Here is a 14258-nt window from a genome sequence, read left to right on the forward strand (position 1 = left end):
ACTTCCCACTCCGCGCCACCGACTTCCCACGCCCCGGCTCCCACTCCACACCCCCGGCTTCCCAGTCCGCGCCACGCGCGGCCCCGGGCTCAGCGGCCGCCGACCGCCTGCTTGACCAGCGTCCGCCCGAAGTCCCACATCAGGCCGCTCCCCCGGTGGGCCTCGTCCATGATGTCGCTGAAGGCTTCCACGAACCGGTCCACATCGCGCTCGGTGATGATCAGCGGCGGGATCAGCTTGATCACTTCCAGGTGGTCGCCGGACACCTGGGTCAGGATGCGGTGCCGCTGCAGCAGCGGCACCACCACCATCTGCGCGAACAGCCCCTTGCGCGCCGCCTGGAGCGCGGTCCAACCGGTGCGCAGCTTGAGCGACTTGGGCCGGCCGAACTCGATCCCGATCATCAGCCCGCGCCCGCGCACCTCGGCGAGCAGCTCGTAGGTGTCGACCAGTGCGGCCAGCCGTTCGCGGAGGTGGTCGCCCACCTTGCGGGCGTTCTCCACCACCTGCTCGTCGCGCATCACCTCCAGGGTCGCCAGCCCGGCCGCCATGGCCTGGGCGTTGGACCCGAAGCTGGCCGAATGCACCAGCACCCGGTCCATCGAGGAGTACACCTTCTCGAAGATCCAGCTCTTGCCGAGCGTCGCCCCGATGGGCACGTACCCGCCGGACAGCGCCTTGGCCGCGCAGACGAGGTCGGGCAGGACCCCGTCCTCGTGCTGGTAGGCGAAGAACTCGCCGGTGCGGCCGATGCCGGTCTGCACCTCGTCGCAGATCAGCAGCGCCTTGTGCTCGTGCAGCAGGGCCTGGGCGGCGCGCAGCCAGCCGGGCGGCGGAGCCTGGACGCCCTTGCCCTGGATCGGCTCGACGATCAGCCCCGCGACGTCGCCGCGCTTCAACTCCTTGGCCAGCGCGCCGAGATCGCCGAGCGGGATGGCGGTGTCCGGCAGCAGCGGGTCGAAGCCCTTGCGGAATCCGTTCTCCCCGTTGACCGAGAGCGAGCCGGTGGTCAGTCCGTGGAAGGCGTGGTCGGCGTAGAGGATCCGCCGGCGCCCGGTGGCGTACCGGGCGAACTTGAGCGCGGTCTCCACCGCCTCGGTGCCGCTGTTGCCGAAGAACACCCGGTCCAGCCCGGGCGCGTACGACAGCAGCCGCTCGGCCAGCAGTCCGGGCAGCGGCGGGCAGTCGAAGCGGACCAGGTCCGGCAGGTCGAGGTCCATCACCTGCTGGACCGCCGAGCGCACCACCGGGTGGTGGCGGCCGAGCGCGAAGATCCCGAAGCCGGCCAGCATGTCGAGGTACTCGTTGCCCTCGGCGTCGTAGAAGTACTGGCCCTCGGCGCGCTCGTAGTACTTGTCGAAGCCGATGGTGTGCAGCATGCGCGGCAGCTGCGGATTGAGGTAGCGGCTCTGCAACTCGTAGCGCTCGCCGCCGCGTTCGGCGATCAGGGCGGCGAGGTCGAAGGGGCGGTCTGGGTCAGCCGGCATGGCGCGGGTTCGCTCCTCGGGTCGGTAGCAGGTTCTTGGCGAAGACGGCGGTCTGGGCGGCGACCCCGGTGCCGGTCAGTCCGGCCTCCTCCAGGATCTCCCCGCGCGAGGCGTGGCCGAGGAACTCCTGGGGCAGGCCGAGCACCCGCACCGGCACGTCCACGTCGGCGTCGCGCAGCGCCTGGGCGAGGACCGAACCGACGCCGCCGGTACGGCCGTTGTCCTCGACGGTGACCACCAGCCGGTGGGCGGCGGCCAGTTCGGGCAGCGCCGGGTCGACGGGCTTGACCCAGCGCGGGTCGACCACGGTCGCGGTGAAGCCCTCGGCGAGCAGCAGCCGGGCCGCGTCCAGGCAGGCGGAGGCGGTGGTGCCGACCGCGACCAGCAGGATCTCCGGCACCCGCCCGGTGCGCAGCAGCACGTCCACCCCGCCGGTCCGCTCCACGGCCGGCACCGCGGGCCCGACGTTCCCCTTCGGGAAGCGCACGACGGTCGGGGCGTCCCGGACCTCGACGGCCTCGCGCAGCTGGGCGCGCAGCTGTTCGGCGTCGCGGGGCGCGGCGAGCCGCAGGCCGGGGACCACCTGGAGGATCGACATGTCCCACATGCCGTTGTGCGAGGCGCCGTCCGGCCCGGTCACCCCGGAGCGGTCGAGCACGAAGGTGACGCCCAGCCGGTGCAGGGCGACGTCCATCAGGACCTGGTCGAAGGCCCGGTTGAGGAAGGTCGCGTAGACCGCGACCACCGGGTGCAGCCCGCCGGTGGCCAGCCCCGCCGCACTGGTGACGGCGTGCTGCTCGGCGATCCCGACGTCGAAGGTCCGCTCCGGGTAGGCCTTGGCGAACGGGGCCAGGCCGACCGGCTGGAGCATGGCCGCGGTGATCGCCACCAGGTCCGGCCGCTCGGCGCCGAGGGTGACCAGCTCGTCCCCGAATACCGAGGTCCAGGAGACGCCGCCGCTGGGCGAGATCGGCAGGCAGGTGTAGGGGTCGATCGGGTTGACGGCGTGGAAGCGGTCGGCCTCGTCCTGCTCGGCCGGCCGGTAGCCGCGCCCCTTGACGGTCAGGCAGTGCACGATGACCGGCCCGCCGAAGTTGCGGGCCTGGCGCAGCGCCTGTTCGACCGCGCCCAGGTCGTGGCCGTCGATCGGTCCGAGGTACTTGAGGCCGAGGTCCTCGAACATGCCCTGCGGGGCGAAGGCGTCCTTGAACCCCTTCTTGGCTCCGTGCAGCGCGTCGAAGATCGGCTGGCCGACCAGCGGGGTGCGCTGCAGGGCCTCCTTGCCGAGGGCGAGGAAGCGCTCGTAGCCCTGGGTGGTGCGCAGGGTGGCCAGGTGGTTGGCGAGGCCGCCGATGGTCCTGGCGTAGGAGCGCTCGTTGTCGTTGACGACGATGACCAGCGGCCGGTCGCGCGCCTCGGCGATGTTGTTGAGCGCCTCCCAGGCGAGCCCGCCGGTGAGCGCGCCGTCGCCGATCACCGCGACGGTGTGCCGGTCGTGCTGGCCGAGCAGCCGGGCGGCCTTGGCCAGGCCGTCGGCGTAGGAGAGCGCGGTGGAGGCGTGCGAGTTCTCGACCAGGTCGTGCTCGGACTCGCCGCGCGAGGGGTATCCGGAGAGTCCGCCGCGCATCCGCAGCCGGGTGAAGTCCTGGCGGCCGGTGAGCAGCTTGTGGACGTAGCTCTGGTGGCCGGTGTCGAAGACGATCCGGTCGTACGGCGAGTCGAAGACCCGGTGCAGCGCGATGGTCAGCTCCACCACGCCGAGGTTGGGCCCCAGGTGGCCGCCGGTGCGGGTGACGGCGTCGATCAGGAAGTCGCGGATCTCGTCGGCGAGCAGCGGGAGTTCGGCCGCCGGGAGCTTGCGCAGCTCGGCCGGCGACGTGACGCGGGAGAGCAGTGACATGGGTACACCTCACGACTCGGAGCGGTGCGGTGGCGCCTCCGGCCGGCCCGGGCGGCGCGGGGCCCGGCCCGGTTCGGGAACGGACCCGGTTCGGGAACGGGCCCGGCCCGGTTGGGCGGAGCCGGCCCGGGCGCGGGGCCCGGGCCGGGGTGCCGACCCGGGGGCCGGCTCCCGTCTCAGCGGCCCTTGTTGCCGCTGACGGTCTCGGTGATGGCGCGCAGCGACTGCTGGAGCGAGCCCATCGTCGCGAGGACGGCGGTCGGCTCGTAGCCGCAGTGGGCCATGCAGTTCTCGCAGCGCGGGTCCTTGCCGCGGCCGTACTTGCTCCAGTCGGTCTTCTCGACCAGTTCGCGGTAGGTCGGCACGTAGCCGTCGGCCATCAGGTAGCAGGGCCGTTGCCAGCCGAACAGCGAGTAGTTGGGGATGCCCCAGGGGGTGCACTCGAAGTCGGCCTTGCCCTCCAGGAAGTCCAGGAAGAGCGGGCTGTGGTTGAGGCGCCAGCGCTTGCGGTTGCCGTCGGCGAAGGCCGTGCGGAAGAGCTCCCTGGTCTGCTCGACGCCGAGGAAGTGCTCCTGGTCGGGGGCCTTCTCGTAGGCGTAGGCGGGCGAGATCATCATCTCGTCCACCTTGAGCTCGTCGTTGAGGTAGTCCAGCACCTCGATGACGGTCTGCGGGGTGTCGGTGTTGAAGAAGGTGCTGTTGGTGGTGACCCGGAAGCCGCGGCGCTTGGCCTCCTTGATCGCGGCCACCGCCTCGTCGAAGGTGCCCTCCTTGGCCACCGACTCGTCGTGCCGCTCGCGCATGCCGTCGATGTGCACCGCGAAGGTGAAGTACGGCGAGGGCGTGAACTTGTCCATCTTCTTGCGCATCAGCAGCGCGTTGGTGCAGAGGAAGACGTACTTGCGGCGCTCGACCAGCTGCCGGACGATCTCGTCGATCTGCGGGTGCATCAGCGGCTCGCCGCCGGCGATCGAGACCATCGGGGCACCCGACTCCAGGACCGCGCCGACCGCCTGGGCCACGGGCATCCGCTGCTTCAGCACGCCCGCCGGGTGCTGGATCTTGCCGCAGCCCTCGCAGGCGAGGTTGCACGCGAAGAGCGGCTCCAGCTCCACGATCAGCGGGAACTTGTCCCGGCGCTTGAACAGCTTCTGCTGCATGAGGTAGGTGCCGACCCGCACGGTCTGGCGCAACGGCATGGCCATGGCTAGCTCGCCTCCTGGGGGAGCGTCGAGGATGTGGGGTGGTTCAGGTCTGCGGAGCCGGGCGCGCGCTCCTGCCGGTACCAGTCGACCAGGGCGGGGACCGTCGCCCGCAGGGTCCGCCAGGCACGCACCCCGGCCGGGAGGGTGCCGAACCGCAGCAGCTCGTGCTCGGGCGTGTCCACCACCACCCGCAGGACGGCCGCCGGCAGCGCGGGCCGCACCTCGCACAGCGCGGCCAGGACGGCGGCGGCCTCCATGTCGACGGCGAGCGCGCCCTGGAGGTGCAGGGCGCGCCGTTCGATGCCGCGCACCACGTGGTCGGCGGTGTGGTGGACGCCGGTGTGCACGGTCAGGCCGCGCTCCTTCAGCGCCCGGGTGAGCCCCGGGCCGGAGTCGACCGGGTACAGGTGGCCCTCGGCGTCGCGCACGCCGTCGGCGGCCACCACGTCGCCGGGCAGGACACCGGGGCCGACCGCGGCCCCGAAGCCGGCCACCACCACGGCGCCGTAGCCGGTGGGGGCGGAGCCGAGCAGCCGTCGGACGGCCGTCCCGGCGCGCCGCCGGCCGACCCCGGTGCGCAGCAGTACCGGGGAGCCGCCGACCGCGCCGCGCCAGTCACCGCCGCGCAGGGCCCAGACCTCGGGGCCCAGGGCGCAGAGCACCAGCAGGGGCGCGGTGGTCACCGGGCCGCCCCGATCGCCGGGGCGCCGTCGGGCCGGCCCGTGCCCGGGGCGCCGTTGAGGTAGCGGCCGAGCGCGGTGACCGGGAAGACCAGCCGGTACAGGTGGTAGTTGATGGAGAAGTCCCACGGGAAGCCGGTGCCGGTGAACTGCGGCTCGTCCCAGGTGCCCTCGGGCAGCTGGGTGCGCACCAGCCAGTCCACGCCGCGCTCCACCGCCGGGTTGGCCCGGCCCTGCGGCCCCTCGCCGGCCGAGAGCAGCGCCATCAGCGCCCACGCGGTCTGCGAGGCGGTGGAGTCGCCGCGCCCGGCCCAGCGCGCCGGGTCGTCGTAGGAGCGCATGTCCTCGCCCCAGCCGCCGTCGGCGTTCTGCCGGTCCTCCAGCCACCGCACCGCCCGGCGGATCGCCGGGTGCTCGTCCGGGACGCCGGCCGCCACCAGGGCGGGCAGCACCGAGCCCGTGCCGTAGATGTAGTTGGTGCCCCAGCGGCCGAACCAGGAGCCGTCCGCCTCCTGGTTGCGCAGCAGCCATTCGACGCCGCGCCTGGTCCGGGGGTCTCGGGAGCGGCCGGTCTCGGCGAGCATCTCCACCACGTGCGCGGTGACGTCGGCGGACGGCGGGTCGACCACCTCGCCGAAGTCGCAGAACGGCAGCTTGTTGGGCAGCGTGCCGGTGTTGTCCACGTCGAAGGCGCCCCAGGCGCCGTTCTTGGACTGCATGCCGAGGTTCCACAGCACGCCCCGGTCCACCGCCGCGTCGACCTTGCCCGGATCGGGGTGGGCGACCCGGCGCAGCGCGAGCACCACCTCGGCGGTGTCGTCGATGTCGGGGTAGGTGTCGTTCTCGAACTCGAAGGCCCAGCCGCCGGGGGCGAGCCCGGGCCGCTTCACGGCCCAGTCGCCGGGCTTGCGGATCTCCTCGCCGAGCATCCAGTCGACGGCGGAGACCAGCGCCGGGTGGTCGGCCGGCACCCCGGCGTCGACCAGGGCGATGGTGGCCAGGCAGGTGTCCCAGACCGGGGACTGGCAGGCCTCCAGCCAGCGCTTGCCGTCCTCGGTGTGCACGGTGAAGCGGTCGAAGGAGGAGAGCCCGGCCTTCACCACCGGGTGCTCCAGCTCGTAGCCCTCCAGGTGCAGGGCGATCAGCGAGTAGACGGCGGGGGGCTGGATGCCGCCCCAGCAGCCGTCGGCCTCCTGCCGTTCGACGATCCAGCGGCAGGCCTGCGAGACGGCCAGTCGGCGCAGCGGGCGGAAGGCCCGGCGGTGGTAGGCGTGCAGCGCCTTGTCGAGGCGTTCGAAGAGGCCGTCCCAGGTGGTGGCGGGGGCGAGCGGCCGGTGGGGGTACGGGTCGTTCGGGTCGGTGTGCAGCTCGGTGAGCGCGAAGGGGGCCGGACGGACCGGGCGGTGGGAGGAGACGACGGTCAGCGGGACGATGGTCTGGCGGGCCCAGCAACCGAAGGCGTAGATGTTCAGCGGCAGCCACTTGGGCAGGAAGATGATCTCGGGCGGCATCTCGGGCAGCCGGTCCCAGGGCCACCAGCCGAACAGGGCGAGCCAGATCCGGGTGAACACCCGGGCGGCCGCGATGCCCCCGGCGGAGCGGACGTAGCGCGCGGCGGCCAGCATGTGGGGGGCGTCCGGGTCGTCGCCGGCCAGCTTGAGCGCGACGTACGCCTCGACGGTGGTGGACAGCTCGGGCGGCCCGCCGTGGAAGGTGGACCAGGTGCCGTCCTCGCGCTGCTGGGAGCGGATCCACTCGGCGGTGGCGTGGGTCAGCTCCTCGGTGCGGATTCCGAGGAACTGGCGGAGCAGTAAGTCCTCGGCATCCATGGTGACGTTGGTCTCCAGGTCGCCCTTCCACCAGCCCTCGGACGACTGCAGGGAGAGCAGGTGGGTGGTGGCGCGGGCCAGGGCCTCCCGCGCGTCGGCCGGCCGCAGGTCCGCCCCACCGGCCGGCCGGAGCTGGTCGGTGTCCTCGGGCTGCCACCGCCCCGTGCCCAGCAGGGCCGGGGGGCGGTCGCCCACCGCGACCGGCTCGGGATCGTACTCAGGGTCGAGCCGGCCGTCCGCGGTTGCTGTCAACGTAACGTCACCTCTCTCGTACCACCACGAATTCGGCGAGTGCGACGAAGTGCTCGCGCACCTCGTCGGTCATGGGCACCTCGTCCAGGGCGGCGAGGGCAGTCGTGTGCTGGCGGCGGGCCTCCTCCTGGGTCCAGGCGCGGCCGCCGGCCTCCTCGATCAGCGCGGCCCGGTCGGCGAGCTCGGGCTCGCTCTCCTCCCCGCGTCCCTTCGGGTCGGCCAGTTGCTCGGCGAGCCGGCGCGAGGCCGCTCCGCCCTCGGCCAGTGCGGCGGCCACCGGCAGGGACTTCTTGCGCTGGCGCAGGTCTCCCCAGTGCGGCTTGCCGGTGACCTCGGTGGCACCCCAGATGCCGAGCAGGTCGTCGACCGCCTGGAAGGCCAGGCCGAGGTGGTGGCCGTAGCGCTGGAGCGCGCCGGAGACCTTGTCGTCGGCGCCGGCCAGGACGGCGCCGATCGCCGAGGCGGCGGCCAGCAGGGCCGCCGTCTTGCCGCCCTCCATCTCCAGGCACTCCGCGACCGTGACGCTGTCGCGCTGTTCGAAGGCGACGTCCATGGCCTGGCCGTCGATCAGCCGGCGGGTCGCCGTGGTGAGCAGTCGGACGGCACGCGCGGCGTCGGTGGCGCTGGCGCCGCCGGTCACCGCGGCGTCGAGCAGCACCTCGGTGCCGAGCGTCGCCAGGGCGTCGCCGACCAGGATCGCCTGGGCCGGCCCGAAGACCGTCCAGGCGGTGGCCCGGTGCCGTCGGGTCTCGTCACCGTCCATCAGATCATCATGGAGGAGGGAGAAGTTGTGCACCAGTTCAACCGCGACCCCGCCGGGCACCCCCACCTCGGCCGCCGCGCCGGTGGCCCGGGCGGACAGCAGCGCCAGCGCCGGGCGCACGGCCTTGCCGCCGTCCCCCGTCACCGGCGTGCCGTCCCGGTCGATCCAGCCGAAGTGGTAGGCGGCGACGGTGTCCATGGGTGCGGCCAAACGGGCGACGGCGGCCCGTAGCGGCGGGGTGCAGAGCGTACGGCTGCGGGCGAGCAGCTCCGGCACCGAGACCGGTTCGGCGTGCGCCGTGCCTCCGACGGCGAAGCCGGTGCGTGACTCCACGTGCGTTCCCTCTCCCTCGTGGTGCCGGACCGCACGGGGCGGCCGGGTGCCGGCAGTGCGGCAGGTGTCGAATCGAGTGCCGGTGCCGATGGTGCCGGTGTCGGTGGTGCCGGTGTCAGTGGTGCCGGTGTCGGTGGTGCCGGTGCGGCCGGACGGGCCGCGGCCGGTGGTTGCGCCGATGCGCTCGACGGTACGCCCGTCGGCTCTGGCGGGCTCTCCGGCGGCGGGGCCCGCCGTCACCTGGGCCACCTCCCGTCGCCGCGGTCCACCGGCACCCGGGTGCCGGCCGCGGCGAGCGCGGCGTCCGCCGCGGCGTGGCCGCTGCGCACGGCCCCTTCCATGGTCGCGGGCCAGCCGGTGGCCGTCCACGAGCCGGCCAGCAGCAGGCCGGCGACGTCGGTACGGGCCGACGGGCGCAGCGCCCCGTTGCCCGGGGCCGGGTCGAAGGTGGCGGTGCGCTCCCGGGTGACGAAGAAGTCCAGCACCTCCGCCTGGGCCGCGGCCGGCAGCAGCCGGCCCAGCTCCGGCAGGTAGCGGCGGCGCAGCTCGGCGACCGGGAGGTCGATCTCGTCCTGCGCGGCGGACTGCGACAGCGCCAGGTACTGGGCGCCCGGGTGGGCCCGGCCCAGCGGGGCGGCGGCCAGGCCGGAGTGCGCCGTGCGGTCGAAGACCCACTGGACCGGGGAGCCGAGCGCGGCGAAGAACGGCCGGCGCAGCACCTTGCGGTCGTAGATCACGTGCACGTTGAGGATCGGCGCGGTGCCGAAGCCGGCCAGCCGCTCCTGCCCGGGGATCGCGTTCGGCGGCAGCAGCGCGGCCGTGCTGTCCTGGGCGCCGGCCAGCACGACGGTGTCGGCGGTGAGCAGTTCCCCGCTCTCCAGCCGGACGTCGTGCTGCGGCGCGGCCGGCTTCAGTTCGGCCACCCGGGACCGCAGCAGCACCCGGACGCCGGCCCGCTCCAGCTCGGCGAGCGCCCGGTCGTGGTGGATCGTGCCGAGCGGGACGGCGGAGACGCCGATGTCCGAGGCGCCCGGGTCGGAGAGCAGACCGGTCTTGAAGACCATCCCGGCGAGCGCCATCGACACCTGGTCGGCCCGGCCGTTCAGGGTGGCGACGCCGACCAGGTCCCACAGGGCGGCCTGGGTGGCGGCGTTCTGCCCGTTGCGGCGCAGCCACTCGCCGAAGGAGATCGCGTCCAGCGCCGGGTCGGCGAGGTCCAGCCGCTGCAGGGCGAGCGCGCCGCGGACCACCCGGGCGCGGTCGGCCGGGGACAGGTGCGGGTAGCGGGCCAGGCTGGCGGCCAGGTGCAGCGGGACGGGCAGGCCGGCCCGGCGCAGCCGCCCCAGGGTGCGCACCGGGGCGGCCCGCGGCCCGGTGACGGAGAGCACCGGGATGTCGAGGCGCTCCTGGAGGTTGACCAGCCGGGTGGCGCCGAGCCGCTCCAGCAGGCCGCGGTAGGCGGTGCAGCAGCGCAGGTAGACGTGCTGGCCGTTGTCGACGGTCAGCTCACCGCGCTGGAAGGAGAAGGCCAGGCCGCCGAGCCGCGGCCGCCCCTCGGCGAGGGTGACCCGGTGGCCGGCCTCGGCGAGGCGCAGTGCGGTGGTGATCCCGGCCAGACCGCCGCCGACCACGACGGCGGCCGGGCGCGCGGCATCGGCTCGCCCGGTCATCGGCCCTCCCCCTCGCAGTCGGTGGACCGCCCGCAGGCGGTCGCTGAAGCCGGTACTCGCCCGGTCGGCACGGAACTACCCGCACGTGATTCCACGCTGACACAGCGTGACAGAACTGGTGTGAGAATCAAGAACGCCCCCCGGCGAGCCCGGAAAGCGCCACGTACGCCTTCTCCCAGCCCGGCAGGGAGACCCGGCCGCGCAGCACCGACTCCGGGTCGGTGGCGATCCGGCCGAGCAGCCGGTGGTAGATCCCGGCCATCGCGGCGGTGCAGGCGCGGCTGCGGCGGTCGAGCATCGGCAGCAGCCGCAGGCCCTCCTCGAAGGCCGCCTGGGCGCGGGCGGCCTCGAAGGCCACCAGGCCGGTGAAGTCCGCGCCGACCGGCGGCTCCGGCAGGGCGAAGCCCTGCTCGCAGCCGAACCGGACCAGGTCCTCGGCGGGCAGGTAGGTGCGGCCGTTCAGGGCGTCCTCGCGCAGGTCGCGCAGGATGTTGGTGAGCTGCAGCGCCAGGCCCAGGGTGTCCGCGTAGCGCGCCCCGAGCTCCGGGTCGTCGCAGCCGTAGACGCCCAGCGAGAGCCGCCCGATCGCGCCCGCCACGCAGCGGCAGTAGACCTTCAGCTCCTCGAAGGTCTGGTACTCGGCGCCCTTGAGGTCCATCTCGACGCCGTCGATCAGCTCGTCGAAGCCGCCGAGCGGGATCGGGAAGCGCCGGGCCGCGTCGGCCAGGGCGACCTTGATCGGGTCGGTGTCGTCCTCGGCGACGACCCCGGAGCGGACCTCGTCCACCAGTTCCCGGGTGCGCAGCAGTGCCTCGGCCTTGCGGTCGTCCGGGAGGTCGCCGTCCCCGATGTCGTCCACCCGGCGGGCCAGGGCGTACAGGGCCGACATGGCCAGCCGCTTGGGTTCGGGCAGCAACCGGATGCCGTAGCTGAAGTTGCGCGCCTGCAGTCCGGTGACTGCCTCGCAGTACCGGTACGCCGCCATGACCTGGGCCGACGCCAGTGGTGATACCGCCACTCGGGCGTTCACCTTCCCTTCGCGAAGATGGCCGCCGCCTTCGCTGCGAGGCGGCGCTTGTCAGGCTTCGCCTGCTGGGCGAGCACGTCGTACCCGGCGTCCTCGACGGCCGCCAGGGCCGCGTAGCCGCCTGCGGTGAATCCCGCCAGGAGCAGTCGAAGCCTCCCCCGAACCGTACCTACCAATGGTGCGCCGCGGTCGAGCAGGGTGCGGGCCCGCTCGACCTCGAAGGCGATCAGCTCGCGCACCGCGCCGTCGGCGGAGGGGGCGGCCAGGTCCGCCTCGGTGACACCGAAGCGGGCCAGGTCCTCGGCGGGCAGGTAGATCCGGCCGTGGGCGAGGTCCTCGGCCACGTCCTGGACGTGCTCGACCACCTGGAGGCCGCTGCACACGGCGTCCGAGAGCTCGATCCGCTCGGGGGTGGAGACGCCGGCGATGGCCAGCACGAGGCGGCCGACCGGGTCGGCGGAGAGGATGCAGTAGCCGAGCAGGTCGTCGAAGGTCGCGTAGCGGGCGGTGGTCTGGTCCACCCGGTTGGCCTCGATCAGACGGCGGAACGGCTCGGGGGTCAGGCCGTGCCGGTCGACCAGCGGGACGAGCGCGTCCAGCAGCGGGTGGCGGGGCCGGTCGGCGCCGGCCCCGGAGCCGCCGGCGGTGCTCAGCGCGGTCTCGAAGACCCGGTCGAGGTCCTGCTCCAGCCCGTCGAGCAGGGCGAGCCGGAAGGCGGTCTCCTGCGGGGTCGGCGGGCCGGGCTGGGCCGAAGGGGTGGCGGGGGGCGTCCGCTCGACCCCGAGCAGGCGGGCGGTGGCGGCCGGGTCGGCCAGGTCGCCGTCGCCGGCGTCGTCGACCAGGCGGGCGAAGCCGTACACCGCCATCAGGTCGTCGCGCCAGGCCGCGGGCAGGAAGAAGGGGGCGACGGGGAAGTTCTCCGCGCCCGCCTTGTCCAGGGTCTGTCCTGCGGAACCGTTCACCGGCGTATCTCTGGGCTGGGCCGAAGCCGACACTGCTGTCACTCCCCCGTTCTACACCGCGTGGCACGACCGGCCCGACTCGGACACGCGTCCGAGCGCGGGGGCCACGCACGGCACACCGCCCCCGGGACCACCAGGCTGGCACGCCGGGGCCCGGCGGAAAAGAGCGCCCCGCCCCGGGCACCGCGCGCTCACCCCCGCGGCGGCGGGCCGGCCGGGGCCTCGGGGCGTACGGACCGGGCCACGGGCACGGTGAAGGGCCGGCTCCGGAAGTTCCGGAACCGGCCCCTGGGGTGTGACGGAGACTACGGTCGGTCGCCGCGCTCGTAGCGGCTGACGACCTCCTCGGTGGGTCCGTCCATGACCAGCTCGCCGGCCTCGATCCATATGGTCCGCTCGCAGACCTCGCGGATCGAGTTGTTGTCGTGGCTGACCAGGAAGACCGTACCGGCGGACTTGCGCAGCTCGTCGATCCGGCGCTTGCTGCGCTGCTGGAAGGCCTGGTCGCCGGTGGCGAGGGCCTCGTCGATCAGCAGCACGTCGTGGGTCTTCGCGGCCGCGATCGAGAAGCGCAGCCGGGCGCCCATGCCGGAGGAGTAGGTGCGCATCGGCAGGGAGATGAAGTCGCCCTTGTCGTTGATGCCGGAGAAGTCGACGATGTCCTGGTAGCGCGCCTTGACCTGGGCCGGGGTCATGCCCATCGCCAGGCAGCCGAGGATGACGTTGCGCTCACCGGTGAGCTCGTTCATCAGCGCGGCGTTGACGCCCAGCAGCGAGGGCTGGCCGTTGGTGTAGATGCCGCCCTTCTCGGTCGGCAGCAGGCCCGCGATGGCGGCCAGCATGGTCGACTTGCCGGAGCCGTTGGAGCCGATCAGGCCGATCGCCTCACCCTTGTACGCGGTGAAGCTGACGCCCTTGACCGCGTGCACCTCGCGCACGCCGGCGGCGCGCTTGCGGCTGATGATGCGGCTCAGCGCCGAGGTGGCGCTGCCCTTGCCGGAGCCGGCGCCGTGCACCTTGTAGACGATGTGCACGTCGTCGACGACGACGGTGGGCTCGCGGGCCACGTCCGTGTCCAGGACGGTGTCGCTCTTGCTCAGGTCGATGTCAGCCACGGCCGTACTCCTCCTCGGCCTTCCAGAAGAAGACGTATCCGACGACGAACATGCCCACGCCCCAGGCGAGGCCGTACGCCCACTGGTGCGGCGGGAGGGCCTGGTGCACCGGCTGGTGCGGGTTGTAGATGACCGGCGCGAAGGCGTGCCGCAGCAGGTCCATGTAGATCGACGCCGGGTTGAGCGACATCAGCGTCTGGATGTAGTGCGGCCAGTGGGTGATCTTGTCCTGGATGCTGAACATCACACCGGACAGGAACATCCAGGCGCGCATCACGAACGGGATCAGCTGGGAGATGTCGCTGGTCCGGGAGCCGATCCGGGCCATCACCAGCGAGATGCCGGTGTTGAAGAGCGTCTGCAGGAGCAGCGCCGGGATGATCAGCAGCCAGGTCCGGCCCGGGGTGATGCCGGCGGCGAGCACCGTGACGACCAGGACGACCATGGAGATCAGCAGCTGCTGGAGCTGGATCACGGTGAAGGCGATCGGGAGGCTGGCCCGGGGGAAGTGCAGCGCCCGGATCAGCCCGAGGTTGTCGGAGATCGCCCGGGTGCCGGCCTGCACCGCGTTCTGGGTGAACTGGAAGACGAAGACGCCGATGCAGAGCCAGGCGATGTAGGTGTTGTCCGGGAAGCCCTGCTTGCTCGCCAGGATCACGCCGAAGACCAGGTAGAACACCGCGCAGTTGAGCAGCGGGGTCACCACCTGCCACAGCTGGCCGAGCTTGGCGTTGGTGTACTGGGCCACCAGGCGGGCGGTGGCGAAGGCCCAGATGAAGTGGCGCCGGGCCCAGAGCTGCTTGGAGTAGGCGAACAGGCCGGGACGGGCACCGCTGACCGCCAGGCCGTACTTGTCCGCAAGCTGCTTGGGGGTCAGGCCCGCGTCCACCCCTCTGGGGGCCGAGAGGCTGACGGGTTCACTCACTGTCGACACATTCGTCCTTCACGCGGGATCGGTCGGGGCGGCCGGTCGGCGAGGTCCGCCGGTGCACCGATGGGGATCCACTGGGATCTCGGGGGAGCCGGCCGGTGTGT

The 14258-nt window shown here is 73.1% G+C and carries 11 protein-coding genes; all 11 read right to left on the bottom strand.

Features of this window, described 5'->3' with window-relative positions; all coding sequences use genetic code 11:
- Positions 1-89 precede the first annotated feature (89 nt).
- A complete protein-coding gene (locus tag ACFVGO_RS16275; RefSeq protein ID WP_359901596.1) occupies positions 90-1487 on the bottom strand; it encodes an aspartate aminotransferase family protein in 1398 nt (465 codons plus the stop codon).
- Positions 1477-3387: a 1-deoxy-D-xylulose-5-phosphate synthase gene (gene dxs, locus ACFVGO_RS16280; protein WP_380632298.1), complete on the bottom strand. Its 1911-nt coding sequence runs from the start codon at positions 3385-3387 to the stop codon at positions 1477-1479. Before dxs ends, ACFVGO_RS16275 begins: the two co-directional genes overlap by 11 nt.
- Positions 3388-3563: 176 nt before the next feature.
- Positions 3564-4592 (bottom strand): adenosyl-hopene transferase HpnH, encoded by a 1029-nt coding sequence (gene hpnH / locus ACFVGO_RS16285; protein WP_359901601.1) that lies wholly within the window; start codon positions 4590-4592, stop codon positions 3564-3566.
- A gap of 2 nt (positions 4593-4594) precedes the next feature.
- Positions 4595-5275, bottom strand: a complete 681-nt coding sequence (locus ACFVGO_RS16290; RefSeq protein ID WP_359901604.1) for a 1-hydroxy-2-methyl-2-butenyl 4-diphosphate reductase — start codon at positions 5273-5275, stop codon at positions 4595-4597.
- Positions 5272-7209 carry a squalene--hopene cyclase gene (gene shc, locus ACFVGO_RS16295; protein ID WP_359901739.1) on the bottom strand — a complete coding sequence of 646 codons (1938 nt, stop codon included), beginning with the start codon at positions 7207-7209 and terminating at the stop codon, positions 5272-5274. The genes ACFVGO_RS16290 and shc overlap by 4 nt, the downstream gene beginning before the upstream one ends.
- A gap of 151 nt (positions 7210-7360) precedes the next feature.
- A complete protein-coding gene (locus ACFVGO_RS16300) occupies positions 7361-8449 on the bottom strand; it encodes a polyprenyl synthetase family protein (RefSeq protein ID WP_380348844.1) in 1089 nt (362 codons plus the stop codon).
- Between the two features lie 236 nt (positions 8450-8685).
- Entirely contained in the window at positions 8686-10119 is a 1434-nt protein-coding gene (gene hpnE / locus ACFVGO_RS16305; RefSeq protein ID WP_359901607.1) for a hydroxysqualene dehydroxylase HpnE, read from the bottom strand.
- Positions 10120-10246: 127 nt separating this feature from the next.
- Complete coding sequence (gene hpnD / locus ACFVGO_RS16310) at positions 10247-11104, bottom strand: presqualene diphosphate synthase HpnD (RefSeq protein ID WP_359901745.1); 858 nt, start codon at positions 11102-11104, stop codon at positions 10247-10249.
- 41 nt (positions 11105-11145) lie between these two features.
- Entirely contained in the window at positions 11146-12108 is a 963-nt protein-coding gene (gene hpnC / locus ACFVGO_RS16315; RefSeq protein ID WP_380632301.1) for a squalene synthase HpnC, read from the bottom strand.
- Between the two features lie 305 nt (positions 12109-12413).
- Complete coding sequence (locus tag ACFVGO_RS16320) at positions 12414-13223, bottom strand: ABC transporter ATP-binding protein (protein ID WP_359901613.1); 810 nt, start codon at positions 13221-13223, stop codon at positions 12414-12416.
- On the bottom strand, positions 13216-14157 hold the full coding sequence (locus ACFVGO_RS16325; RefSeq protein WP_380348796.1) for an ABC transporter permease: 942 nt from the start codon (positions 14155-14157) through the stop codon (positions 13216-13218). Before ACFVGO_RS16325 ends, ACFVGO_RS16320 begins: the two co-directional genes overlap by 8 nt.
- Positions 14158-14258: the final 101 nt, after the last annotated feature.

The sequence above is a fragment of the Kitasatospora sp. NPDC057738 genome, assembly GCF_042798815.1.
GTDB lineage: Bacteria > Actinomycetota > Actinomycetes > Streptomycetales > Streptomycetaceae > Kitasatospora > Kitasatospora lactacystinica.

Excerpts from the sequence above, each read along its gene's own strand:
- ACFVGO_RS16275 (WP_359901596.1), bottom strand. The coding sequence starts at position 1,487 with ATGCCGGCTGACCCAGACCGCCCCTTCGACCTCGCCGCCCTGATCGCC.
- dxs (WP_380632298.1), bottom strand. The coding sequence starts at position 3,387 with ATGTCACTGCTCTCCCGCGTCACGTCGCCGGCCGAGCTGCGCAAGCTC.
- hpnH (WP_359901601.1), bottom strand. The coding sequence starts at position 4,592 with ATGGCCATGCCGTTGCGCCAGACCGTGCGGGTCGGCACCTACCTCATG.
- hpnE (WP_359901607.1), bottom strand. The coding sequence starts at position 10,119 with ATGACCGGGCGAGCCGATGCCGCGCGCCCGGCCGCCGTCGTGGTCGGC.
- hpnD (WP_359901745.1), bottom strand. The coding sequence starts at position 11,104 with ATGGCGGCGTACCGGTACTGCGAGGCAGTCACCGGACTGCAGGCGCGC.